We start from the raw sequence: 21,770 nt of genomic DNA on the forward strand, positions 1-21,770 counted from the left end.
GATACGTGCCCGAAGGCGTCATCGGCGCAGCCAAGAGCGAGCCCCCGCCCGGTCAACGCCACGGCCACTGCCACCGCCACCGCCGCACCCTGTAAGCCACGACCCCCACCGCCAGCACCGCCCCGCCGGCCACCACCGATGACACCGGCAGCGCGAACGCCAGCACCACGCACCCGAGGCCGCCCACCGCGGGCACGGCACGCGCAGCGGGCGACGAACCGAGCGTCCACGCCGAGGCGTTGGCGATCGCGTAATACACGAGCACCCCGAAGGAGGAGAAGCCGATCGCCCCACGCACATCCGCCGTCGCGGCCGCCACCGCCACCACCGCGCCCACGACCAGCTCCGCGCGGTGCGGTACCCGAAAGCGCGGATGCACGGCCGCGAGCGCCTCCGGGAGATGCCTGTCCCGCGCCATGGCCAGCGTCGTCCGCGAGACGCCCAGGATCAACGCGAGCAGGGTGCCGAGCGCCGCCACCGCGGCCCCCGCCCGCACCACGGGAACGAGCCCCGGCTCACCGGCCGCCCGTACCGCGTCAGCCAGCGGTGCGGTCGCGCCGGCGAGCCCCGAAGGCCCAAGGACGGACAGCACGGCGACCGCTACGGCCGCGTACACGCACAGGGCGATGCCCAACGCCAGCGGGATCGCCCGCGGAATAGTGCGTGCCGGGTCGCGCACCTCCTCGCCGAGCGTCGCGATCCGCGCGTACCCGGCGAAGGCGAAGAACAGCAGCCCCGCGGCCTGAAGCACCCCGCCGACCCCGCCCGAGAGCCCCACGTCGAGCCGCCCGGCGTCGGCCGCCTCCGACCCGAGGCAGGCGACGACAGCCGCCGCCAGCACGGCGAGCACCACCGCCACGATCCCCCGCGTCAGCCACGCCGACTTCTGAACGCCCAGATAATTCACGCCGGTGAGCAGCACCACGGCCCCGACCGCCACCGCGTGCGCCTGCCCCGGCCAGACGTACGCCCCCACGGTCAGCGCCATCGCCGCACAGGACGCCGTCTTGCCGACGACGAACGCCCAGCCCGCCAGGTACCCCCAGAACTCCCCGAGCCGCTCCCGCCCGTAGACATAGGTCCCGCCCGACGCGGGATAGCGGGCGGCGAGCCGCGCCGACGCCGTCGCGTTGCAGTACGCGACCACGGCAGCGAGGCCGAGCCCGACGAGCATCCCCGAACCGGCGGCACCCGCCGCGGGACCGAGCGCCGCGAAGATCCCCGCCCCCACCATCGACCCCAGGCCGATCATCACCGCGTCGAAGACCCCGAGGGTGCGGCGGAGCGCCGGCTGCTGTGTCATGCGCCGCACCTTACGGATCTCCGCAACCGCGTCACTCCGTAGAGACGTCCTTCAGGACAACAGCGCACAAAAAGTTCACCGCGCGAGAGAAGCTCATCGCGCCAGAAAGGCCGGGTCACCGCATGGGCATCATCAGCTGGATCGTTCTGGGGCTGCTCGCCGGAGCCGCCGCCAAACTGCTGCTGCCCGGCCGCGACCCGGGCGGCTTCATCGGCACGACCGTCATCGGCATCGCGGGCGCGTTCATCGGCGGCTGGATCTCCGCCCGCTACCTCGACCGCCCGATCGTCAACCACTTCTACGACGGCGCCACCTGGGCGGCGGCCATCGGCGGCTCACTCGTCCTGCTCGTCGCCTACCGCGTCCTCTTCGGCCACTCACGACGCTGAGACAAGGGCGGGCACCCCGATGGGGGAGCCCGCCCTTCGGCGTCGCCTTGCTACGCGTAGCTCACGAGCTATCGGTAGCTCATGAACTATGAGTAGCTCGCGAACTACCGATAGTTCACGAACTGCAGCGCGAAGTCGAAGTCCTGCCCCTTGAGCAGCGCCTGCACGGCCTGCAGGTCGTCCCGGCTCTTCGAGCTGACGCGCAGCTCCTCGCCCTGGACCTGCGCCTTGACGCCCTTGGGGCCCTCATCGCGGATGATCTTGGCGACCTTCTTCGCGTTCTCCTGGGAGATGCCCTCCTCGATCGAGGCGAAGATCTTGTACTCCTTGCCGGACAGCTGCGGCTCGCCCGCGTCCAGCGCCTTCAGCGAGATGCCGCGCTTGACCAGCTTGGACTCGAAGACGTCGAGGATCGCCTTGACCCGCTCCTCGCCGCTCGCCTCCATCAGGATCTTCTCGCCGGACCACGAGATCGAGGCGCCCGTGCCCTTGAAGTCGTAGCGCTGCGAAATCTCCTTGGCGGCCTGGTTGAGGGCGTTGTCGACCTCCTGCCGCTCGACCTTCGAGACGATGTCGAAACTGGAGTCGGCCATGTCCTGTGGCTCCTTGTATCGGGGTGTGCGTACTCAGCGGATACGGCCGCCTGACGCTGGCCGCATCCGCAAAGCCTAGCCACCGTCCCCGCGCCGGGTGCCGATCAATCGGGTGGCGAAGCATCCCTGTGCATCAGGTATCGTTTACGTCGTTGCCACGGAGCACCGCGAAAGCGGGGCCAGGCAGCAAACCCGGCGGTGTGCCCGAGCGGCCAAAGGGAGCAGACTGTAAATCTGCCGGCTCAGCCTTCCCAGGTTCGAATCCTGGCGCCGCCACGCTGAGGGAAACCCCCTCTGATCTACGTTTACGCAGATCAGAGGGGGTTTCTTTTTGCCCTTCTCGCACCTTCTCGCACCTTCTTGCCCTCAGACCGCGCCAAGGCGCTGACGCACGATCTTCGTGGACCCCGGCAGGTGGGCGCTGCCCACGAGACTCACCCCTTCCGGCACGCGGAGAGTGAGCAGGGACCGCACCGACCCCAGCGAGCTGATGTCGATGCTGGGGCGGACCGTCTCGACGGTGAGCTCGCAGAGCTTGGGGAAGGTGTTCAGCCACTCCCAGCCGCTTCCCATGTCGACCTCCAGCCACAGATGGGTGAGGCATTGATGGGGGCACGTGGAGATGAACTCGGCGACGGTCAGTTCGCCTGCGAGTTTGATGCGGGATCGGCCGCCGAATCGGCGCAGCGCGCGTAGTTCCGGGAGGTTCGTCACCGGGAAGTAGAGGTCGTCCTCCGCGAGGCGCGCGATGACGTCCTCACCGTACAGATCGGTGTCGTACCTGCTCCACGCCTGTGCGAGTTCACTCCGAACGCGCAGGTCCGGGTGGTCGTGGTACTGGGAGCACGTCGATCGCGGCGTAGCTGGCGATGGGGGTGGCCGTGAGAACGGTGTAGTACGCCTCGTCGGCCACGGCCTGGTAGGCGGCTGCCTCCTCCTTGGCTCTGCGCTTCTCTTCGTCCGAGTCGAAGTGATCCGCGTGCCTCGGGCGAGGCGGCAGCTCGCGAGGGGGCGGCAGCAGGTCGAGTACGACGGGGCCGATCGCCGCCAGAGCACGTGCCTGTTCCGCCGAACGCGGTGGGATCAGGGCCGCGGCCCGCTCCTGCACCTCGACTCGCACTGCGGGATCGAGTTCGGTCGCGTGCTCCAGGCAGGCGGCCGCGAGCAGGTGCAGACGGTTCAAGCCCTGGCGTGAGGTGTCCTCGCGCCTGATGAGACCGGTGAGCAGGTACGTCCGCTCCGTGGGGCGTGCGTGGGCGACAGCCATCCTGATGACGTCCTCCCACTGGTCCGAGTGGGCGTTGGCGATGAGGAAGTCGAAATCAAGACCTTCGACCGCTGCTTTGGCCCCGAGGTAATCCTGGAAGGTCCGGTGGACGAAATCCATGGAATCGGAGCTCGGTTCGCGGAGCAGCCCACTGCGGACGAGCAGATGCTGGTAGACCTCTTCCGGTGTGCCCTGCTCAGCGACCTTAGGCATGGCCGGCAGGACCTGGCCCAGGAGTTCCACCGCGTCGGTGCGGTTCATTTCGGAACGGCCGTTGCGGATCATCCAGTAGGCCAGTTTCTGGATGAGCTGGATGTGCTCGGCTTCGCTGATGTGGAACGGTCCGGACTTGTAGACGCCCCGCTCGCGGTCTCTTCTGAAGAGCAGCATGGACAGGGCCGCGTCGTAGATCTCCTTGCGGCCTTCGGGGAGATACCCGCGCCTGTCCTGGTGCAGTGCGCAGATCAGACCGCACATCAGCGGATTGGAGGCAAGCCTGCTCAGGTCCTGTTTGGCCCGGACCATGCGGAGCAGTTCTTTGGCGTACTGGTCGCTGATACCGGCGGCCCTGTGCCAACGCCTGATGAATTCAGCGACGTTGTCCCGGTTCATGGGGGCGAGGTCCAGTTCGGCGAAGTCGTCGTCGATCAGCCAACGGTCGCGCACCGCTGAGGGCCTGGAGGTGACGAGCCAGCGATTGTCGGGGTAGGCGCTGAGAAGTTCCTGGAGCCAGCGGCGGGCGTCATTGCGGCCGTCCTCGGGGATCTCGTCGATGCCGTCGATCAGGATGAGTCCGCGCCCCGCCTGCAGCACCCTGTCGATCCACCCGGTCGGCTGGATGCCGGCGATGGGGCAGTCCACCGCGGTCAGGAACGCGTCGGGGGCGGGGAGGGGCGTGCCGCTCCGGGTCAGCGTGCGCAGTGGCAGCACAAAGGGCACAAGTCCGTAGAGGTAGAGGAGGTGTTCGTCGAGCGACTTCTTCGCGGTGGATACCGCCAGCCATTGCGCGAGGGTGGTTTTCCCCGAACCGGCCACGCCGCGCAGCAATACGCGGGTTCGGCCCGCGAGGACATGGTCGGCCGATACGAGGGACGGCACGGCGTTCACCGCGTCGCCTGTCACGTCCAGGCTGAGATACGCCACGTCGAGCCGCCAGCTCTCCGGTGCTTCGGACAGGTCGAGCCCGAAGATGCTCAACTTGCCGTGTTTCGCGGCGATGTAGTGCGAATATCTTTCCTCGAAAGGGCCGTCCGCAGGGGATGGTGACCGCGTGATCAGGGAGTCGATTCTCCGCGTCAACACCTCGATGCTGCGGCTCTGTTCGAGCAGTGTGCGTGGCACGAAAGTGGAACGCTGGGTGAAGAAGTTCAGGATGTGCAGGCACGCCGTATCCATCACGCTGGCGTGCAGGGTCACCGCGTCACTGGACAAGCCGTACGTGGCTGTCCTGTTCTGGGCCCGCAAGTGCTGGGAGAGCTGGAGATGTCCGAGGCGTACCGCCTGCACATCCTCCATTTCGAGCGTCCCCAGGGCGCGCAATGAATCAGCGACGGCGTTGACGACGGCTTGCTTCTCATAGGAGGGGAGCAGTTCCTCGACGCCGGTCGAGTGGGCGGCACGCTTGACCAACTCTTCCGCGATCTTGCGCAGGTCCTTGTCGGCAAGCGTTCGCTTCTCGCCCCGGAAGGAGATGAGCCGGGAGACACGGATGGGTCTGTCGACCAGATCGGCCCCGGCACCTTCCGGCAGGAAGAGCTTTCTGACGAGGGGGCCCACGATGCTCGACGCGAGACGAGCTCCGATCACGGCCGGTTCCATCGACCCTCCGAGGCGTGCATGTGGTGGCGAGGCGTGCGTGTGGCGAGGCGTGCGTGTGGCACGGGCAACAGCTGTTTTCGGGCCAGAGTAGGGCAGACGCTGTGAGGCGTTCCGACAACGCGGGAATCGCTCACGGCAGTTGAGGCGTCGGGCCGTGCACGGCCGGGTCTCCACGCGCCGCTACGCGCCCACGCGCCCCTACGCGTCACGGTTGAGGCGGGCGGCAGCGATGCGAGTGGGGGAGGGCCTTGTCGTACGCCTCTAGGCGCGTACGTCTTCGTAGCCCGTACGTCTTCGGGGCCCGTACGTCTTCGGGGACGCGGGGCTCAAAATAGAGCCATGTCGTCCCGTCGTAGAAACTGCCCGGAGTGCCGCCGCGAGATCGCTGTCGTCGGCGGACGGTTCGCCCGCCACGACCCGCCCGGCGCGCGCGCCACCGGCGACCTGGTCTCCTGCCCGGGGTCCCGCAGGCAGGCCCAGCTGGGCGCCGAGCAGCCCGCCCTGGACGGCTACACCGTCCCGGACCTGCCCGGCCAGCTCCCACTCTTCTGAAGAGCGAACTCAGTTCCCGGCAACCGACTTGACCGCCACCGACACCGGCACCGACCCGCTGACCAGCTCCAGCGTCAGACCGGCCGTCGCCGGCGTCTCCAGGAGCTCCGCGAGCACCGCGGCGACATCGTCACGCGGGACCGGACCCCGCCCGGTCGACGCCTCCAGGCGTACGAGTCCCGTGCCCGCGTCGTCCGTCAGCATCCCGGGACGCAGAATCGTCCAGTCCAGGGCGGCACGCGCGCGTACGTTCACGTCCGCCTCGCCCTTCGCCCGCAGATAGGCGTCGAAGACCTCGTCGCCCTGGTGCGCCGGATCGGCGCCCATCGACGACACGACGATGTACCGCCGCACTCCCGCCCGCTCCGCCGCGTCCGCGAAGAGCACGGCGGCTCCCCGGTCGACGGTGTTCTTGCGGCCGGCGTCGCTGCCCGGCCCCGCGCCCGCCGCGAAGACAGCGGCGTCGGCGCCGCGCAGATGCTCGGCGACCTGATCGACCGACGCCGACTCCAGGTCGCACAGCACTGGTTCGGCACCGGCCGCGCGCAGATCGGCTTCCTGCCCGGCGCTGCGGATCAGCCCGGCGACCTCGTCACCACGTGCGGCGAGCAGACGCTCCAGCCGCAGCGCGATCTGACCATGACCTCCAGCGATGACAATGCGCATGTTTCCGACCGTACGGCAGCGCGGACCCGTCCGCCGCGCACGGAGCGTGCGGATCACAGGGATCACGCGGATGCGGGCACGGACGGCCCCCACCGCCGGCCTCACCACACGCGTGGAAGCGGGCTCTCGCGGCTGAGCTGGTCGGTGACAAAGGCGAGCCCCACCACCCACGCGGAAGCGGGCTGATGCACGCGGCGCTCGACGAGCACGGAGACGAGCCCCACCACGCGCCGCGCGGGCGAAGCAGGCACGGACAGCCCACCGCGCGCGTGGAGGCCGCCTCAAGCAGCCCCATCCACCCGCCCACCCGCGCGTGGAGGCCGCGGGCTCGACGGCGACGGCATCGGCGCGCATCGCAGTCCCACCACGCGAGCGTGGAAGCCGCCTCCGACAGCCCCACCAGGCACGCATGGAGGCCGCCTCAGACAACCCCTCCCCGCGCGCGCGGAAGCCGCCTCAAACAACCCCTCCCCGCGTGTGGCCGCAGGCTCGGCGGCGATGACATCGGCGCACCGCAGCCCCTAACCGCGCGCATCTGGAGGCCGTCGATCGCCAACACCGTCGCGCGCCGCCTGGCCGAGCCCCTCCACACGCGCGTGGAGTGCCGCCTCAAAAAAGCCCCTCCCCGCGCGCGGGAAGCTGCCTCAACAGCCCCTCACCCACGCGCGCGTGGAAGCCGCCACAAACAGCCCTTCCCCCTCCCCGCGCGCGTAGCGCCGCAGCTCGCGCCTGATGTCGACCGGCACCGGGCCCCGCAGCCCCTCCACCCGGCCCCAACAACCCCCGTCCCTCCGCCCCTTCAGGGAGTCGCCTCGCCGCCCATGGGCCGCCCCGGCTCGTTCCCTGTGGCCCGGCCCTGGCGCGGCAGGTCCAGGGCCACGGCGGCAGCCGAGTCGCAGTACTCGCGCACCGCGCTGGTCCGCGCCACCACACGCCCCCGGTGCACCACGATCCGGCTGTACGCGAGCGACAGCGCCCCCGCGAGCCGATCGCCGCGCACCGCGAGCAGCTCGGCGGGGAAGCCCGCCTCCACCCGTACCTCGGGCAGCCCCATGGCCGCCCGCGCCGCGCCGCTCACCGCGCCGTAGGCGTCCTCGGGACGCAGCCCGCACCGCGAGGCCAGCAGGTACGCGGCCTCCAGCGGATCCCCGCGCCCCACGGGGTTCGACGCGTCCCGCATGGCCCCGCTGCCCGCCGCGACCCGCACCCCCGCCGACCGCAGCAGCCGCACCGGCGCCACCCCGCGCCGCTCCGCGCTCCCGCACCCGCCCTGCGGCAGGCAGACCACGGTCACCCCGGCCGCCGCCAACTGCTCGGCGGTGCGCGCGGACACGTCCCTGGGAAGGCGCCCGAGTCCGCCGCACGGGCCGATCGTCACCCCGGCCCGCAGCCCGGCCGCCATCGCCGCGAGCCGCCCGAGCCGCGCCGGGTCATCGCCGTCCGTATGCAGGTCGACGGGGCAGCCGTGCTCGGCGGCGAGCTCCAGAACCGCCTCCGTGTAACCGGCTGGATCGGGGTCGAGATCCGGACAACCGCCCACTACGGAGGCGCCCATTTTCACCGCGTCCCGCAGCATCGCGAGCCCGTCGGCGCCCGCGACGCCGGTCAGCAGCCGCGGCACGGCGACCGCCGCCAGATCGACCAGGCCCCGCAGCGAACGCCGCGCCTGGAGCACGGCCTCCATCGGGCCGAGCCCCTGGACGTCGCCGATCCGCACGTGCGAGCGCAGCGCCGTCGCGCCGTGCCCGAGTTGCAGCAGAGCCGCCTCGGTGGTCCTGCGCTGCACGTCGGGGACGTCGTACGAGACCGGGCCCGCCACGTCCGCCGAGAGCGCCGTGTCGCCGTGCGCGTGCGGCTCGGCGGCCGCCGGCAGCAGCAGGTAGCCGCCGAGGTCCACACGCGCCGTGTGCGTGGCCAGGCTGCCGGTCGTGCCGACCGCCTCGATGCGCCCGCCGCCGAGCCGGACGTCCACGGTCCTGCCGTCGGTGAGCCGGGCGCCGCAGAGCAGCAGGGCCCCGGAGTCGGCCGTGGGGTCGGGACCGGAGGAGCCGGAGGAGTGCGGCTGCTGCGGCTGGCTGTCGGGCATTGCGGTCCTGGGGTTCGGGGGCGGCTGCTTTCGTACGAGGCGGCAAGATCACGCAGCGTGTGCCGAGCCTAGGACGGCGAAAGGTCCGCTTCGAGGAGGAGCGCAATAGTCGTACCGGTGTGGTGCCACGGCACGAATGAGGCGTTCAGAGACGCCTGAGGCGGTTCTCGGGAGGGCCCCGGACGGCCCTGGCGAAACGGATTTGGGCGACGGCGACCAACCGTGTAATGTCTTCATCGCTCGCCCCAATAGCTCAGTCGGTAGAGCGTCTCCATGGTAAGGAGAAGGTCTGCGGTTCGATTCCGCATTGGGGCTCTGATGTTGAGTGATCCTCGCCTTCGGGCGAGGGGATCCGGCATCGCAGCGGTGTAGCTCAGTCGGTAGAGCAAGCGGCTCATAATCGCTGTGTCACCGGTTCAAGTCCGGTCACCGCTACTCATTGGTAGCCGATTGTGGGGTCGGTCCTTCGATCGGCTACTCTTGTATGCGTTCATCCGTCCATCCGTCCAAGGAGCACTCACGTGGCTGCCACCGACGTCCGCCCGAAGATCACGCTGGCCTGCGTGGAGTGCAAGGAGCGGAACTACATCACCAAGAAGAACCGGCGTAACGACCCGGACCGTCTTGAGATGAAGAAGCACTGCCCGCGCTGCAACTCGCACACTGCGCACCGCGAAACGCGCTGACACACAGGCTCGTACACGAGGCCGTCCCCGTTTGCTGGGGGCGGCCTCGTGTCGTTTTCACGTAACCAACCACAGGAGGTACCGAGTCCATGGCGCTCGACCAGTCCTTCGTGGGGCGGTCCTATCCGCCCACCGATCCTTATGAGGTCGGCCGGGAGAAGATCCGCGAGTTCGCCGAGGCGGTGGGGGACGCCAATCCCGCGTACACCGACGCGGAAGCCGCCAAGGCGCTCGGGCACTCCGATGTGATCGCCCCGCCGACTTTCGTGTTTGCGATCACTTTCAAAGCCGCGGGTCAGGTGATCCAGGACCCGCAGCTGGGACTCGACTACAACCGTGTCGTGCACGGCGACCAGAAATTCGCCTACACACGGCCGGTACGCGCGGGTGACCGGCTCACGGTCACCTCGACCATCGAGGCCATCAAGTCGCTCGCGGGCAACGACATCCTGGACATCCGCGGCGAGGTCCACGACGAGGCCGGCGAGCACGTCGTGACCGCCTGGACCAAGCTCGTCGCGCGTGTGGCGGAGACCGCGGCAGAGGGGGCCTGAGGCGATGACGGCGAAAATTTCCTACGACGACGTCGAGGTCGGCACCGAACTGCCGGCCCAGACCTTTCCGGTGACGCGCGCCACGCTCGTGCAGTACGCGGGTGCTTCGGGGGACTTCAACCCGATCCACTGGAACGAGAAGTTCGCGGTGGAGGTCGGCCTTCCCGACGTCATCGCGCACGGCATGTTCACCATGGCCGAGGCGATCCGCGTCGTGACCGACTGGGCGGGCGACCCGGGGGCGGTCGTCGAGTACGGCGTCCGCTTCACCAAGCCTGTCATCGTCCCCAACGACGACGAGGGCGCCACCATCGAGGTCAGCGCCAAGGTCGCGGCCAAGATGGACGACAACCGCGTCCGCGTCGACCTCCTCGCCAGGAGCGCGGGCCAGAAGGTCCTCGGCATGTCACGGGCGGTCGTGCAGCTGGCCTGACGGCCACCGGCCACCGGCCACCGGCCACCGGCCACCGGCCACCGGCCACCGGCCACCGGCCACCGGCCACCGGCCACCGGCCTCCGGCTTCCGGGCACAGGTAAGGGGCGCTCTCGATGAAGGGCGCCCCTTACGCGTGCCTGCTGTTGTCAGTCCTCCTACGCATACGGATAGCAGGCCCTTGACCGCTTAGTGATTGGCCACTAACTTAACCGCATGGTCAGGATGAGCGCAGAAGAGCGGCGCGAGAGCGTCATCCGCGCGGCGATGGTCGAGTTCGCCCGCGGTGGCTACAAGGGCACCTCCACCGAGGTGATCGCCAAGCGCGTCGGCGTCTCGCAGCCGTATCTCTTCCGCCTCTTCCCGAGCAAGGAGGCTGTTTTCCTCGCCGCGTCCCTGCGGTGCTGCCAGGCGGTCACCGAGGTCTTCCGGCAGGCGACCGAAGGGCTGGCGGCGGAGGAGGCCGTGCACGCCATGGGCCGGGCCTATCGAGCGCTCATCGCCGACGACCCGGACCTGCTGCTCATGCAGATGCAGATGTACGTCGCGGTGGCCTCCGCCGAGGCGTCCGGGGACCGGGAGTTCGGCGACGCGCTGCGGGCCGCCTGGATGGAGATGTACGACACGGTCAGGTTCGCCGTGGGGGCGGACGCCGACGAGACGACGACGTTCCTGGCGTACGGGATGCTGATCAACGTCCTGGTGTCGATGGGGTTCCGGCCCGACCACCGGGTGTGGAGCGGTTTCGACGACTCGGGGCAGCCCAAGCAGTGAACGCCGCGCGGGCGAGGGCGTCGAGGCGTGTGCGTCTCTTGGGCGCGTCTCTTCGTATCCACGAAAGTTAGTTATCAATAACTAACCATCCGGTCAATCACGTGAATCACATCAATCACGTCAATCACAGGGGGAAGCAATGCCACAGAAGACCGCGCGGGCCGGGGGAGCTGCCTGGGCCCTTGTCATCACCAGCGTCGCCGGGTACATGGCGGCTCTCGACAACCTCGTCGTCACGACCGCTCTGCCCTCCATCCGCGAGGACCTCGGCGGAGAGATGCACGACCTGGAGTGGACGGTGAGCGCCTACACCCTCACCTTCGCCGTGCTCCTGATGTTCGGCGCCGCTCTGGGTGATCGCTTCGGCCGCCGCAAGCTCTTCATCATCGGCCTCACGGTCTTCACCGGGGCGTCCGCCGCCGCGGCCCTCGCGCCCGGCATCGAGGCCCTGATCGCCGCCCGCGCGGTGCAGGGCGTCGGTGCCGCGATCATGATGCCGCTCACGCTGACCCTGCTGACGGCGGCTGTTCCCGAGGCCAAGCGCGGAATGGCGTACGGAATCTGGGGCGCCGTCAACGGCCTCGCGGTCGCCAGCGGCCCGCTCGTCGGCGGCAGCCTCACCGAGCACGTCTCCTGGCAGTGGATCTTCTGGCTGAACGTCCCGCTCGGCCTGGCCCTGCTGCCGCTCGCCCGCCTCCGTCTCGCCGAGTCGCACGGCTCCGGAGCGCGCCTCGACATCGCCGGCACCCTGCTCGCCAGCGGCGGCCTCTTCGGCATCGTGTACGCCCTGATCCGCGGGCCGCTCGACGGCTGGACCAGTGCCACCGTGCTCGGCGGCCTCATCGGGGGCGCCGCGCTGCTCGGCGGCTTTGTCCACCACGGGATACACAACAAGGCGCCCATGCTGCCGATGCGCCTCTTCCGTAGTCGTGCGTTCACCGGGATCAACGCGGCCAGCCTGCTGATGTTCCTCGGGATGTTCGGCTCGATCTTCCTGCTCAGCCAGTACATGCAGGAAGTCCTCCACTACTCGCCCACCGAGGCCGGACTGCGGATGCTGCCCTGGACCGGCATGCCGATGCTCGTCTCACCCCTCGCCGGCTATCTCTCCGACCGGATCGGCGGCCGACCGGTCGTCGCCACCGGGCTCTTCCTGCAGGCGGTCGGCCTCGGCTGGTACGCGGCCGTGGTGGCGCCCGACGCCACGTACGCCGTGCAGCTCCCGGCCCTGATCATCAGCGGCGTCGGGATGGCCCTGTACTTCGCCCCCGCCTCCAACCTGGTCATGTCCAGCGTCCGGCCGCACGAGCAGGGCATCGCGTCCGGCGCCAACAACGCGCTGCGCGAGGTGGGCGGCGCCCTCGGCATCGCCGTGATGTCCTCGATCTTCTCGGCCCAGGGCGGCTACACGACGCCGGGGAGCTTCGTGGACGGCCTGGAGCCCGCGCTGTGGGTGGGCGCCGCGATGGTGGGCCTCGCGGCGGTGGCCGCGCTGGTCATCCCCGGCCGCCGCGGCACCGACGCGCCCGGCCAGGAGGCCCGCAAGGCTCCTCAGGACGAGCTGTCCGCGGTCTGACCGCTGGCGCCCCTGCCCGAGGGAGCGGCCCCGCCGGGACCGGCGGGGCCGCTCTCGTACCCTTGAGCACGTGCAGGAACTCCACGATGCCCCCCTCGCCCCGCTGACCACCTTCCGTCTCGGTGGCCCCGCGACCCGACTGATCACCGCGACGACCGACGCCGAGGTGATCGCCGCCGTCCGAGAGGCCGACGACTCCGGGACCCCGCTGCTGCTCATCGGCGGCGGCTCGAACCTGGTCATCGGCGACAAGGGCTTCGAAGGGACCGCCCTGCGCATCGCCACCCAGGGCTACGAACTCGACGGCACGACGCTGGAGCTCGCGGCCGGTGAGATCTGGACGGACGCGGTCGCCCGCACCGTCGAGGCGGGCCTCGCGGGCATCGAGTGCCTCGCCGGGATCCCCGGCTCCGCGGGCGCGACGCCGATCCAGAACGTGGGGGCGTACGGCCAGGAGGTCTCGTCGACGATCACCGAGGTGATCGCGTACGACCGGAAGACGCGCGAGACGGTGACGATCCCGAACGCCGAGTGCGACTTCTCGTACCGCCACAGCCGCTTCAAGGGCGAGCCCGAGCGCTTCGTGGTCCTGCGCGTCCGCTTCGAGCTGGAGGACGCGCAGGGGATGAGCGCCCCCATCAAGTACCCCGAGACGGCGCGCACGCTCGGCGTCGAGGCGGGCGATCGGGTCCCGGCCGCGGTCGCCCGGGAGACCGTCCTGAAGCTCCGTGCCGGCAAGGGCATGGTGCTCGACCCCGAGGACCACGACAGCTGGTCGGCCGGGTCCTTCTTCACCAACCCGATCCTCACCGACGAGGAGTTCACGGCGTTCCACGCGCGCGTGGCGGACCGCCTCGGCCCGGACGTCGCCCCGCCCGCCTTCCCGACGGGCGACGGCCGCGTGAAGACCTCCGCCGCCTGGCTCATCGACAAGGCGGGCTTCACCAAGGGCTACGGAGAGGGCCGGGCCCGCATCTCCACCAAGCACACCCTGGCCCTCACCAACCGCGGCGGCGCGACGACCGAGGACCTCCTGGACCTCGCCCGCGAGGTCGTCGCCGGGGTGCGGGACGCCTTCGGGGTCACGCTGGTCAACGAGCCGGTGACGGTGGGCGTCAGCCTGTAGAGGCCGGTTCGCACGGACCCTAGTAGGCCACCCCCACGCCCTGGCCGATGAAGCGCCCGCTGCGCGGCGTGCCACCGAGGCGCTCCGCCGGGGGCCGACCGGAGCCGCGCTCACCAGGCCTGCGCGCAGCGCGCCTTCGCCTATGACGCCGTGATCGGCAAGCGGCCCCCGCAGCCCGTCGACGAGATCGCGGCCGCCCTCGCCCGCACGCTCCTCGCGGGGATCAGCCGCTGAGCCACGTGTCGACCCCGGACAGCAGCTTTTCCCGTACGTCCTCGGGGGCGGCCGCGCCGCGGATCGACTGGCGCGCCAGCTCGGCCAGTTCTGCGTCGTCGAAGCCGTGGTGCTCGCGCGCGATCTCGTACTGGGCCGCGAGGCGCGAGCCGAAGAGCAGCGGGTCGTCGGCGCCGAGCGCCATCGGCACCCCGGCGTCGAAGAGCGTCCGCAGCGGCACGTCCTGCGGCTTCTCGTAGACCCCCAGGGCGACGTTGGACGCCGGGCACACCTCGCACGTGACGCCGCGGTCCGCGAGCCTCTTCAGGAGCCGGGGGTCCTCGGCGGCCCGCACCCCGTGCCCGATCCGGGCCGCGTGCAGATCGTCCAGGCAGTCCCGCACCGAGGCGGGGCCGGTCAGCTCACCGCCGTGCGGCGCCGCCAGGAGCCCGCCGTCGCGCGCGATCGCGAAGGCCCGGTCGAAGTCGCGCGCCATGCCCCGCCGCTCGTCGTTGGAGAGCCCGAAGCCGACGATGCCCCGGTCCGCGTAGCGCACCGCGAGGCGGGCCAGCGTGCGGGCGTCCAGAGGGTGCTTCATGCGGTTCGCGGCGACCAGCACGCGCATGCCGAGGCCCGTCTCCCGCGAGGCGCTCTCCACCGCGTCCAGGATGACCTCCAGAGCGGGGATCAGACCGCCGAGCCGAGGCGCGTACGAGGTCGGGTCGACCTGGATCTCCAGCCACCCCGAGCCGTCCCGCAGATCCTCCTCCGCGGCCTCGCGCACCAGGCGCTGAATGTCCTCGGGCTCGCGCAGACAGGAGCGGGCCGCGTCGTAGAGCCGCTGGAAGCGGAACCACCCGCGCTCGTCGGTGGCGCGCAGCTTCGGCGGCTCGGCGCCGGTCAGCGCGTCCGGGAGCCGCACCCCGTACTTGTCGGCGAGTTCGAGCAGGGTGGTAGGCCGCATCGACCCGGTGAAGTGCAGGTGCAGATGGGCCTTGGGCAGCTCTCTTACGTCTCGTACGCGCTCCATTCCAGGATCTTGCCGTACGCACCTGGCGTCCCGGTAGCACCTTTCCCCCTTCGAGTCCTGCCCCGAACGAAGAAACGGGCCGCCTCCCCGGGGGGAGAGACGGCCCGCACGCGCGCGTGGAGCGCGGTTTCCCGCGGGAACCTCAGTCGCGGGCCTCCGCAAGCAGCTTCTGGAGCCGCGAGACGCCCTCGACGAGGTCCTCGTCACCGAGCGCGTACGAAAGGCGCAGATAGCCAGGCGTCCCGAAGGCCTCACCCGGGACCACCGCGACCTCGGCCTCCTCCAGGATCAGCGCCGCCAGCTCGACGGAGTCCCGCGGGCGCTTGCCGCGGATCTCCTTGCCGATCAGACCCTTCACCGAGGGGTACGCGTAGAAGGCGCCCTCGGGCTCGGGGCACAGGACGCCCTCGATGTCGTTGAGCATCCGCACGATGGTCTTGCGGCGCCGGTCGAAGGCCTCCCGCATCTTCTCCACGGCGACCAGGTCACCGGAGACGGCCGCGAGCGCGGCGGCCTGCGCGACGTTGGACACGTTGGACGTGGCGTGCGACTGCAGGTTCGTCGCCGCCTTCACGACGTCCTTCGGGCCGATGATCCAGCCGACCCGCCAGCCGGTCATCGCGTACGTCTTGGCGACGCCGTTGACGACGATGCACTTGTCGCGCAGCTCGGGGAGGATCGCGGGGAGCGAGGTGAACTTCGCCTCTCCGTAGACGAGGTGTTCGTAGATCTCGTCGGTCATGACCCACAGGCCGTGCTCGACGGCCCAGCGGCCGATCGCCTCGGCGTCGGCCTCGCTGTAGACGGCGCCCGTGGGGTTCGACGGGGAGACGAAGAGCACGACCTTCGTACGCTCCGTGCGGGCGGCCTCCAGCTGCTCCACGGAGACGCGGTAGCCGGTGGTCTCGTCGGCGACGACCTCGACCGGGACACCGCCGGCGAGACGGATCGACTCCGGGTACGTCGTCCAGTAGGGGGCCGGGACGATGACCTCGTCGCCCGGGTCGAGGATCGCGGCGAACGCTTCGTAGATGGCCTGCTTGCCGCCGTTGGTCACCAGGATCTGCGTGGCGTCCACCTCGTACCCGGAGTCGCGCAGCGTCTTCGTGGCGATCGCGGCCTTGAGCTCGGGAAGGCCGCCTGCCGGGGTGTAGCGGTGGAACTTCGGGTTCTTGCAGGCCTCGATGGCGGCGTCGACGATGTAGTCCGGAGTGGGGAAGTCGGGCTCACCCGCGCCGAAGCCGATCACCGGGCGCCCGGCGGCCTTGAGGGCCTTGGCCTTGGCGTCGACAGCGAGGGTCGCGGACTCGGAGATCGCGCCGATGCGCGCGGACACCCGGCGCTCGGTCGGAGAAGTTGCAGCGCTCATGACCCCATCGTTCCAGACCTGAAACGCCCCCGGCGCGCGGGTTTCCATGACCATCGGAACCCAATCTGTTCGACGGGGGGCCGCAGAGCACGTACACTCACTGCTCGTTGGCCCTCACCGGCCGCACCCTCTCGACGCACTCCGTGCACATGGGCGGATGCGGTAGGTTGGGGGAAATCAAAGGGTCGTAGCTCAATTGGTAGAGCACTGGTCTCCAAAACCAGCGGTTGGGGGTTCAAGTCCCTCCGGCCCTGCTACACACTCCTTCGCCAGGATGTGTGCGCATGTACGTACTGCAATGCACCGCCGTGCGGCTCAACCGGGCGCGGCACGGCCACGACCCGGAATCAGGTGAGGACGAGTGACGGACGCCGTGGGCTCCATCGACAAGCCTGATGCCCAGGACGAGGCGCCGGAGTCCCAGAAGAAGGCCCGCAAGGGCGGCAAGCGCGGCAAGAAGGGCCCCTTCGGCCGTCTCGCGCTCTTCTACCGCCAGATCGTCGCGGAACTCCGCAAGGTGGTCTGGCCGACTCGCAGTCAGCTCACGACTTACACCACCGTGGTGATTGTCTTCGTCGTCATCATGATCGGTCTTGTGACCGTGATTGACTATGGCTTCAGCCACGCTGTCAAGTACATCTTCGGCTGAGCCGATAGCGAAGGGCGCCGTACCCGGCGCCCCTATTCGCGTGTTCCACCCCTTGTATCCAGGAAGAAGCAGCCACCGTGTCTGACCCGAACCTGAACGACGCCATCGAGTCGGTCGAGTCCGTTGAGGACGAGCTCGACATCGTCGAGGCGGCGGACGCCGAGGAGCCGGATCAGGCCGAGGCCGCCGACGCCGCCGCGGGCGAGCCCGCCGAAGAGGCCGCCGTCCACCTGGAGGGCGACTCCGAGGCCGCCGACGAGGCCGAAGAGTCCGCAGAGGACGACGCCACCGACGCCGAAGCCGCCGACGAGGACAGTGCCGAGGACGAGACGTCCGCCGACGACGAGCCCGCCGCCGACGAAGAGTCCGCCGAGGACGAGCCCGTCGAGGAGGAGCCCGAGCCGGTCGACCCGATCGTCGCCCTGCGCGAAGAGCTCCGCACCCTGCCCGGCGAGTGGTACGTCATCCACACGTACGCCGGTTACGAGAACCGCGTGAAGACCAACCTCGAACAGCGCGCCGTCTCGCTCAACGTCGAGGACTTCATCTTCCAGGCCGAGGTGCCGCAGGAAGAGGTCGCCCAGATCAAGAACGGCGAGCGCAAGACGATCCGCCAGAACAAGCTCCCCGGCTACGTGCTGGTGCGCATGGACCTGACGAACGAGTCCTGGGGCGTCGTCCGCAACACCCCCGGCGTCACCGGCTTCGTGGGCAACGCCTACGACCCGTACCCGCTGACCCTGGACGAGATCGTCAAGATGCTCGCCCCCGAGGCCGAGGAGAAGGCAGCCCGCGAGGCCGCCGAGGCCGAGGGCAAGCCGGCTCCGGCCCGCAAGCTCGAGGTTCAGGTCCTGGACTTCGAGGTGGGCGACTCGGTCACCGTCACCGACGGCCCGTTCGCGACGCTGCAGGCGACGATCAACGAGATCAACGCCGACTCGAAGAAGGTCAAGGGCCTCGTCGAGATCTTCGGCCGCGAGACCCCGGTCGAGCTCAGCTTCGACCAGATCCAGAAGAACTAGCCGGTAGCCCTCGCGGCTGCCTCGGCTTCCTCTGGAACACACGCCTCCGATCAGGTCAGACGGGCTGCCAAAGCCGGTCTGACCTGCTCGGTTTTTAGCCGCACGACCATACCCGTTATCGTTGTGCGGTATGCCTCCATCCGGATGACCGGATGGCTGGCTGAAAACTCTCACTAGGACCCGGAGAGAGCAATGCCTCCCAAGAAGAAGAAGGTCACGGGGCTGATCAAGCTCCAGATCCAGGCTGGTGCCGCCAACCCGGCTCCGCCGGTCGGCCCCGCGCTGGGCCAGCACGGCGTCAACATCATGGAGTTCTGCAAGGCCTACAACGCCGCGACCGAGTCGCAGCGTGGCTGGGTGATCCCGGTGGAGATCACGGTCTACGAAGACCGTTCCTTCACCTTCATCACCAAGACGCCGCCGGCCGCCAAGATGATCCTCAAGGCCGCTGGTGTCGAGAAGGGCTCCGGCGAGCCCCACAAGACCAAGGTCGCGAAGGTCACCGAGGCGCAGATCCGCGAGATCGCGCAGACCAAGATGGAAGACCTCAACGCCAACGACCTGGACGCCGCGTCGAAGATCATCGCCGGCACCGCCCGCTCCATGGGCATCACGGTCGAGGGCTGAGACTCCTCCCTCGTCTGACCTTTCTCAGTGGTAGGGCCAAGCGCTGGCCCGCACCACGACTCCATACCTGAACACACCAGGAGCAGAAGTGAAGCGCAGCAAGACTCTCCGCGCTGCGGACGCCAAGATCGACCGGGAGAAGCTGTACGCCCCGCTCGAGGCCGTCCGTCTCGCCAAGGAGACCTCCGCGACCAAGTTCGACGGCACCGTCGAGGTCGCCATGCGTCTGGGCGTCGACCCGCGCAAGGCCGACCAGATGGTCCGTGGCACCGTGAACCTCCCGCACGGCACCGGCAAGACCGCCCGGGTCCTGGTCTTCGCGACCGGTGACCGTGCTGCGGCCGCGGAAGCCGCTGGGGCCGACATCGTCGGCGCCGACGAGCTGATCGACGAGGTCGCGAAGGGCCGCCTGGACTTCGACGCCGTCGTCGCCACCCCGGACCTCATGGGCAAGGTCGGCCGCCTCGGCCGCGTGCTCGGTCCGCGTGGTCTGATGCCGAACCCGAAGACCGGCACCGTGACCCCCGATGTCGTGAAGGCTGTCAACGACATCAAGGGCGGCAAGATCGAGTTCCGCGTCGACAAGCACTCGAACCTGCACTTCATCATCGGCAAGGTGTCCTTCGACGACACCAAGCTGGTGGAGAACTACGCCGCGGCCCTGGAGGAGATCCTCCGTCTGAAGCCGTCGGCCGCCAAGGGTCGCTACATCAGGAAGGCCGCCATCACGACCACGATGGGCCCCGGCGTTCCGCTCGACTCGAACCGCACCCGCAACCTCCTCGTCGAGGAGGACCCGGCCGGCGTCTGAAACTGACGGCAGCCGCGTCGCGCACGCGTTCTGTGGACGGGCCCCGCAACCTTTCGAGGTGCGGGGCCCGTCCTCTTTGTGTACGAGCCCGTACGAGCCCGTACGACTCTGTACGTGCCTTTCGAATACGCGTGTCAGAGGCCCGCGCTAGCGTGTGGACCTCGATGAAGCCAAGGGGTGGGACGAGATGAAGAGCACGACCATGCGCCGCACGGGTCTCTCGATCGCGGTGGCGGCCGCGCTGACGGGCCTGGCGGCCTGCGGTTCGGGTGACTCCGGCGACTCTTCCGGCAAGGCCGCGGGCGGGGCGAAGGACAAGGGCGGCATCAACGTCAGCCCGATCGCCGCGCTGCGCAGCGTCGAGACCAGCACGGACAGGGCCGACACCGCGCGCGTCGAGATGAAGACCGTCATGGGCTCGCGGATATCGACCGACATGAAAGGCGTCATGGGCTGGTCGGACGGCCTCACCGGCAATGTCCGGGCGACGATCACCGGCGGCTCCCAGGCCGAGCAGATGCGGCAGCTCGGGCAGACGGAGATCGACTACCGCTATCTGAAGAACGGCTTCTACGCGAACATGGGCGACAAGTTCGCGGCCCAGGCGGGTAGCGGCAAGCACTGGATCGAGTACGACTACGAGACGCTCGAGGAGCTGTCCGGCGCCGCCGGGACGGCCCTGAAGGACCAGGCGCAGAAGACCACGCCGAACCAGTCGGTGAAGATGCTGCTGGCCTCGGGCGACGTGAAGCGCGTGGGCAAGGAGGACGTCCGGGGGACCGAGACGACCCACTACCGCGGGACCGTCGACATCGCCGACTTCACCGGCAAGAACGCCGACCTGGACGAGCGGCAGATGACGGAACTGAAGCAGCAGTTCGAGCAGGCCGGACTGAGCACGGAGACCATCGACATCTGGGTCGACGGCGACGATCTGCTGGTCAAGAAGGTCGAGAAGGCGACCATGAAGGACGGGGCCTTCTCCCAGACCGCCCACTACAGCGACTACGGCACGCCGTTGTCCGTCGAGAAGCCGCCCGCCTCGGACACCGTCAGCGTCAAGGACCTGATGAACAAGCAGCCCGCGGCGTAACTCCAGAGCTGTGCGCCCCGCCTCTCGGGTACTCTCTGCAATCAGAAAATGTATCGATCATATGTTCCTAGGGGTGGGGTCATGGTTGTTGGTGTGATAGGCGGGGGCCGGCGACGTCAGCGGCTGGCGGGCGCCGTGTTCGCCACCGCGCTGCTCTGTACCGGTGCGGTGGCCTGCTCGGGATCGGACGACAAGTCCGACAAGGGGGTGGGGGGCTCGGGCGAGATCCAGTCCCGTTCGCAGGTGACCGAGGTCATCACGGCCGCGTACAAGAAGACCTCGGCCGCCAAGTCGGCCAAGGTCGAGATGACGATGTCCACGCCGCCCGGCAAGTCGGCCAAGGCGATGGGCGGCGCCGGTGAGATGAAGATGTCCGGCGTCATGGGCTGGGACCCGACCGTCATGGATATGACGATGAAGGGCTCCGCGCTCACGGAGGGTGACCCCGACGCCCCGAAGCAGATCCGGATGCTCTGGCGCGACAACGTGATGTACATGGACATGGGCGCGGCCGCGGCCAAGGACATGGACGGCAAGCGCTGGATGAAGATGGACCTGAACTCCATCGCCGAGCAGGCCGGCGACGAGAAAATGGCGCAGCAGATGACCGGCGGCCTGGACAGCATGAACCAGGACCCCGCACAGCAGCTCGCGATGCTCCTGGACTCGCCGAACCTGAAGCACCTGGGCTCCGCGAAGGTCGACGGCGCGCAGACCCAGCGCTACAAGGGCCGGCTCACCGTCAAGGAAATGATGGAGTCCAACAAGGGCCTCAAGGAGATGCTCGGCAAGAGCGAGCGCGAGCAGCTCTTCAAGAACATCGAGAAGTCGGGCATCAAGGGCTACGACACCGAGGTCTGGGTCAACGAGGACGACTACCCGGTCCGCATGGACATCGACATCAAGACCCCCGACGGCACGGTGAAGACCTCGCAGACCTTCTCCGACTACGGCACGGCCGCCAAGGTGACGCCTCCGCCGGCCGGGCAGACCTTCGACCTGATGGAGATGTTCAAGGAGATCGGGGAGCTCGGCAAGGACGGCTCCGGAGCGGGCTCCGACAGCGGCTTCTGACCGATTTGCTTGACGAGGACCCGTTCGCGTACTCTTCCGGAGAAGCCAAAGACCGCTGG

General features: G+C 69.2%; 23 protein-coding genes, 4 tRNA genes and 1 pseudogene. 19 read left to right on the plus strand and 9 right to left on the minus strand.

Translation table 11 applies throughout. The features are described from left to right. Window positions 1–52: 52 nt before the first annotated feature. A complete protein-coding gene (locus ACWDVB_RS15190; protein WP_451515079.1) occupies window positions 53–1,303 on the minus strand; it encodes an APC family permease in 1,251 nt (416 codons plus the stop codon). Between the two features lie 122 nt (window positions 1,304–1,425). On the opposite strand from ACWDVB_RS15190, the gene ACWDVB_RS15195 reads away from it, so the two are divergent. Next, on the plus strand, window positions 1,426–1,692 hold the full coding sequence (locus tag ACWDVB_RS15195; protein WP_451515078.1) for a GlsB/YeaQ/YmgE family stress response membrane protein: 267 nt from the start codon (window positions 1,426–1,428) through the stop codon (window positions 1,690–1,692). A 104-nt stretch (window positions 1,693–1,796) separates the two neighbouring features. On the opposite strand, the gene ACWDVB_RS15200 is transcribed toward ACWDVB_RS15195, so the two are convergent. Next, window positions 1,797–2,285 (minus strand): YajQ family cyclic di-GMP-binding protein, encoded by a 489-nt coding sequence (locus ACWDVB_RS15200; RefSeq protein ID WP_451515077.1) that lies wholly within the window; start codon window positions 2,283–2,285, stop codon window positions 1,797–1,799. A 194-nt stretch (window positions 2,286–2,479) separates the two neighbouring features. On the opposite strand from ACWDVB_RS15200, the gene ACWDVB_RS15205 reads away from it, so the two are divergent. Beyond that, a tRNA-Tyr gene (locus ACWDVB_RS15205) sits at window positions 2,480–2,561 on the plus strand. A gap of 90 nt (window positions 2,562–2,651) precedes the next feature. Here the strand turns inward: ACWDVB_RS15205 and ACWDVB_RS15210 are convergent. Both ACWDVB_RS15210 and ACWDVB_RS15215 read right to left on the minus strand, forming a co-directional pair. Then, a complete protein-coding gene (locus ACWDVB_RS15210) occupies window positions 2,652–2,999 on the minus strand; it encodes a hypothetical protein (protein ID WP_451515076.1) in 348 nt (115 codons plus the stop codon). 88 nt (window positions 3,000–3,087) lie between these two features. Next, the gene (locus tag ACWDVB_RS15215; RefSeq protein WP_451515075.1) at window positions 3,088–5,544 is read right to left on the minus strand and encodes an NACHT domain-containing protein; all 2,457 of its coding nucleotides are present in this window, start codon (window positions 5,542–5,544) and stop codon (window positions 3,088–3,090) included. A gap of 165 nt (window positions 5,545–5,709) precedes the next feature. Between ACWDVB_RS15215 and ACWDVB_RS15220 the strand changes: the two genes are divergently transcribed. Beyond that, window positions 5,710–5,922, plus strand: coding sequence for a hypothetical protein (locus tag ACWDVB_RS15220; protein WP_451515074.1), 213 nt, complete (start codon window positions 5,710–5,712; stop codon window positions 5,920–5,922). A 9-nt stretch (window positions 5,923–5,931) separates the two neighbouring features. Here the strand turns inward: ACWDVB_RS15220 and ACWDVB_RS15225 are convergent, their stop codons facing one another. From ACWDVB_RS15225 to ACWDVB_RS15235, 3 genes are all read right to left on the minus strand, one after another. Beyond that, window positions 5,932–6,588 (minus strand): SDR family oxidoreductase, encoded by a 657-nt coding sequence (locus ACWDVB_RS15225; protein WP_451515073.1) that lies wholly within the window; start codon window positions 6,586–6,588, stop codon window positions 5,932–5,934. A gap of 101 nt (window positions 6,589–6,689) precedes the next feature. Next, window positions 6,690–6,839: a hypothetical protein gene (locus ACWDVB_RS15230; protein ID WP_451515072.1), complete on the minus strand. Its 150-nt coding sequence runs from the start codon at window positions 6,837–6,839 to the stop codon at window positions 6,690–6,692. Window positions 6,840–7,387: 548 nt separating this feature from the next. Beyond that, window positions 7,388–8,674 carry an amidohydrolase family protein gene (locus ACWDVB_RS15235; RefSeq protein WP_451515071.1) on the minus strand — a complete coding sequence of 429 codons (1,287 nt, stop codon included), beginning with the start codon at window positions 8,672–8,674 and terminating at the stop codon, window positions 7,388–7,390. Between the two features lie 242 nt (window positions 8,675–8,916). On the opposite strand from ACWDVB_RS15235, the gene ACWDVB_RS15240 reads away from it, so the two are divergent. The 9 genes and pseudogenes from ACWDVB_RS15240 to ACWDVB_RS15280 all read left to right on the plus strand — a co-directional run. Continuing rightward, window positions 8,917–8,989, plus strand: a tRNA-Thr gene (locus ACWDVB_RS15240). 47 nt (window positions 8,990–9,036) lie between these two features. After that, window positions 9,037–9,109, plus strand: a tRNA-Met gene (locus tag ACWDVB_RS15245). An 86-nt stretch (window positions 9,110–9,195) separates the two neighbouring features. Continuing rightward, on the plus strand, window positions 9,196–9,360 hold the full coding sequence (gene rpmG, locus ACWDVB_RS15250) for a 50S ribosomal protein L33 (RefSeq protein WP_006604855.1): 165 nt from the start codon (window positions 9,196–9,198) through the stop codon (window positions 9,358–9,360). An 89-nt stretch (window positions 9,361–9,449) separates the two neighbouring features. Beyond that, window positions 9,450–9,914, plus strand: coding sequence for an FAS1-like dehydratase domain-containing protein (locus ACWDVB_RS15255; protein ID WP_451515070.1), 465 nt, complete (start codon window positions 9,450–9,452; stop codon window positions 9,912–9,914). Between the two features lie 4 nt (window positions 9,915–9,918). After that, window positions 9,919–10,347, plus strand: a complete 429-nt coding sequence (locus ACWDVB_RS15260; protein ID WP_451515069.1) for a MaoC family dehydratase — start codon at window positions 9,919–9,921, stop codon at window positions 10,345–10,347. A gap of 216 nt (window positions 10,348–10,563) precedes the next feature. After that, window positions 10,564–11,121, plus strand: coding sequence for a TetR/AcrR family transcriptional regulator (locus ACWDVB_RS15265; RefSeq protein WP_451515068.1), 558 nt, complete (start codon window positions 10,564–10,566; stop codon window positions 11,119–11,121). Window positions 11,122–11,260: 139 nt separating this feature from the next. Beyond that, window positions 11,261–12,697, plus strand: a complete 1,437-nt coding sequence (locus tag ACWDVB_RS15270; protein WP_451515067.1) for an MFS transporter — start codon at window positions 11,261–11,263, stop codon at window positions 12,695–12,697. A 70-nt stretch (window positions 12,698–12,767) separates the two neighbouring features. Further along, complete coding sequence (locus ACWDVB_RS15275) at window positions 12,768–13,823, plus strand: UDP-N-acetylmuramate dehydrogenase (RefSeq protein WP_451515066.1); 1,056 nt, start codon at window positions 12,768–12,770, stop codon at window positions 13,821–13,823. 117 nt (window positions 13,824–13,940) lie between these two features. Further along, window positions 13,941–14,057: pseudogene (locus ACWDVB_RS15280) on the plus strand (TetR/AcrR family transcriptional regulator); the annotation flags it as partial. On the opposite strand, the gene ACWDVB_RS15285 reads toward ACWDVB_RS15280, so the two are convergent. Both ACWDVB_RS15285 and ACWDVB_RS15290 read right to left on the minus strand, forming a co-directional pair. Beyond that, window positions 14,047–15,066 carry an adenosine deaminase gene (locus ACWDVB_RS15285; protein WP_451515065.1) on the minus strand — a complete coding sequence of 340 codons (1,020 nt, stop codon included), beginning with the start codon at window positions 15,064–15,066 and terminating at the stop codon, window positions 14,047–14,049. The pseudogene ACWDVB_RS15280 and the gene ACWDVB_RS15285 overlap by 11 nt on opposite strands. 142 nt (window positions 15,067–15,208) lie before the next feature. Further along, entirely contained in the window at window positions 15,209–16,435 is a 1,227-nt protein-coding gene (locus tag ACWDVB_RS15290) for a pyridoxal phosphate-dependent aminotransferase (RefSeq protein ID WP_451515064.1), read from the minus strand. Window positions 16,436–16,616: 181 nt separating this feature from the next. Here ACWDVB_RS15290 and ACWDVB_RS15295 point away from each other — a divergent pair. From ACWDVB_RS15295 to ACWDVB_RS15325, 7 genes are all read left to right on the plus strand, one after another. Further along, window positions 16,617–16,689, plus strand: a tRNA-Trp gene (locus tag ACWDVB_RS15295). A gap of 107 nt (window positions 16,690–16,796) precedes the next feature. Then, on the plus strand, window positions 16,797–17,084 hold the full coding sequence (gene secE / locus ACWDVB_RS15300; protein ID WP_451515063.1) for a preprotein translocase subunit SecE: 288 nt from the start codon (window positions 16,797–16,799) through the stop codon (window positions 17,082–17,084). A 77-nt stretch (window positions 17,085–17,161) separates the two neighbouring features. Then, window positions 17,162–18,106, plus strand: a complete 945-nt coding sequence (nusG, locus tag ACWDVB_RS15305) for a transcription termination/antitermination protein NusG (protein WP_451515062.1) — start codon at window positions 17,162–17,164, stop codon at window positions 18,104–18,106. Between the two features lie 192 nt (window positions 18,107–18,298). Then, entirely contained in the window at window positions 18,299–18,733 is a 435-nt protein-coding gene (gene rplK, locus ACWDVB_RS15310) for a 50S ribosomal protein L11 (protein ID WP_030782612.1), read from the plus strand. A gap of 88 nt (window positions 18,734–18,821) precedes the next feature. Then, window positions 18,822–19,544, plus strand: a complete 723-nt coding sequence (gene rplA, locus ACWDVB_RS15315) for a 50S ribosomal protein L1 (protein WP_451515061.1) — start codon at window positions 18,822–18,824, stop codon at window positions 19,542–19,544. 187 nt (window positions 19,545–19,731) lie between these two features. Continuing rightward, window positions 19,732–20,637, plus strand: coding sequence for a hypothetical protein (locus ACWDVB_RS15320; RefSeq protein WP_451515060.1), 906 nt, complete (start codon window positions 19,732–19,734; stop codon window positions 20,635–20,637). Window positions 20,638–20,718: 81 nt separating this feature from the next. Further along, on the plus strand, window positions 20,719–21,711 hold the full coding sequence (locus ACWDVB_RS15325) for a hypothetical protein (RefSeq protein ID WP_451515059.1): 993 nt from the start codon (window positions 20,719–20,721) through the stop codon (window positions 21,709–21,711). The last annotated feature ends 59 nt before the right edge of the window (window positions 21,712–21,770 follow it).

It is taken from the genome of Streptomyces sp. NPDC003379 (assembly GCF_053589195.1).

Bases quoted from the DNA above. Each gene is read 5' to 3' on its own strand.
- ACWDVB_RS15190 (WP_451515079.1), bottom strand. From the start codon at position 1,303: ATGACACAGCAGCCGGCGCTCCGCCGCACCCTCGGGGTCTTCGACGCG.
- ACWDVB_RS15195 (WP_451515078.1), top strand. From the start codon at position 1,426: ATGGGCATCATCAGCTGGATCGTTCTGGGGCTGCTCGCCGGAGCCGCC.
- ACWDVB_RS15200 (WP_451515077.1), bottom strand. From the start codon at position 2,285: ATGGCCGACTCCAGTTTCGACATCGTCTCGAAGGTCGAGCGGCAGGAG.
- ACWDVB_RS15220 (WP_451515074.1), top strand. From the start codon at position 5,710: ATGTCGTCCCGTCGTAGAAACTGCCCGGAGTGCCGCCGCGAGATCGCT.
- ACWDVB_RS15225 (WP_451515073.1), bottom strand. From the start codon at position 6,588: ATGCGCATTGTCATCGCTGGAGGTCATGGTCAGATCGCGCTGCGGCTG.
- ACWDVB_RS15235 (WP_451515071.1), bottom strand. From the start codon at position 8,674: ATGCCCGACAGCCAGCCGCAGCAGCCGCACTCCTCCGGCTCCTCCGGT.
- ACWDVB_RS15255 (WP_451515070.1), top strand. From the start codon at position 9,450: ATGGCGCTCGACCAGTCCTTCGTGGGGCGGTCCTATCCGCCCACCGAT.
- ACWDVB_RS15260 (WP_451515069.1), top strand. From the start codon at position 9,919: ATGACGGCGAAAATTTCCTACGACGACGTCGAGGTCGGCACCGAACTG.
- ACWDVB_RS15265 (WP_451515068.1), top strand. From the start codon at position 10,564: ATGGTCAGGATGAGCGCAGAAGAGCGGCGCGAGAGCGTCATCCGCGCG.
- ACWDVB_RS15270 (WP_451515067.1), top strand. From the start codon at position 11,261: ATGCCACAGAAGACCGCGCGGGCCGGGGGAGCTGCCTGGGCCCTTGTC.
- ACWDVB_RS15285 (WP_451515065.1), bottom strand. From the start codon at position 15,066: ATGGAGCGCGTACGAGACGTAAGAGAGCTGCCCAAGGCCCATCTGCAC.
- ACWDVB_RS15290 (WP_451515064.1), bottom strand. From the start codon at position 16,435: ATGAGCGCTGCAACTTCTCCGACCGAGCGCCGGGTGTCCGCGCGCATC.
- rplK (WP_030782612.1), top strand. From the start codon at position 18,299: ATGCCTCCCAAGAAGAAGAAGGTCACGGGGCTGATCAAGCTCCAGATC.
- ACWDVB_RS15320 (WP_451515060.1), top strand. From the start codon at position 19,732: ATGAAGAGCACGACCATGCGCCGCACGGGTCTCTCGATCGCGGTGGCG.
- ACWDVB_RS15325 (WP_451515059.1), top strand. From the start codon at position 20,719: ATGGTTGTTGGTGTGATAGGCGGGGGCCGGCGACGTCAGCGGCTGGCG.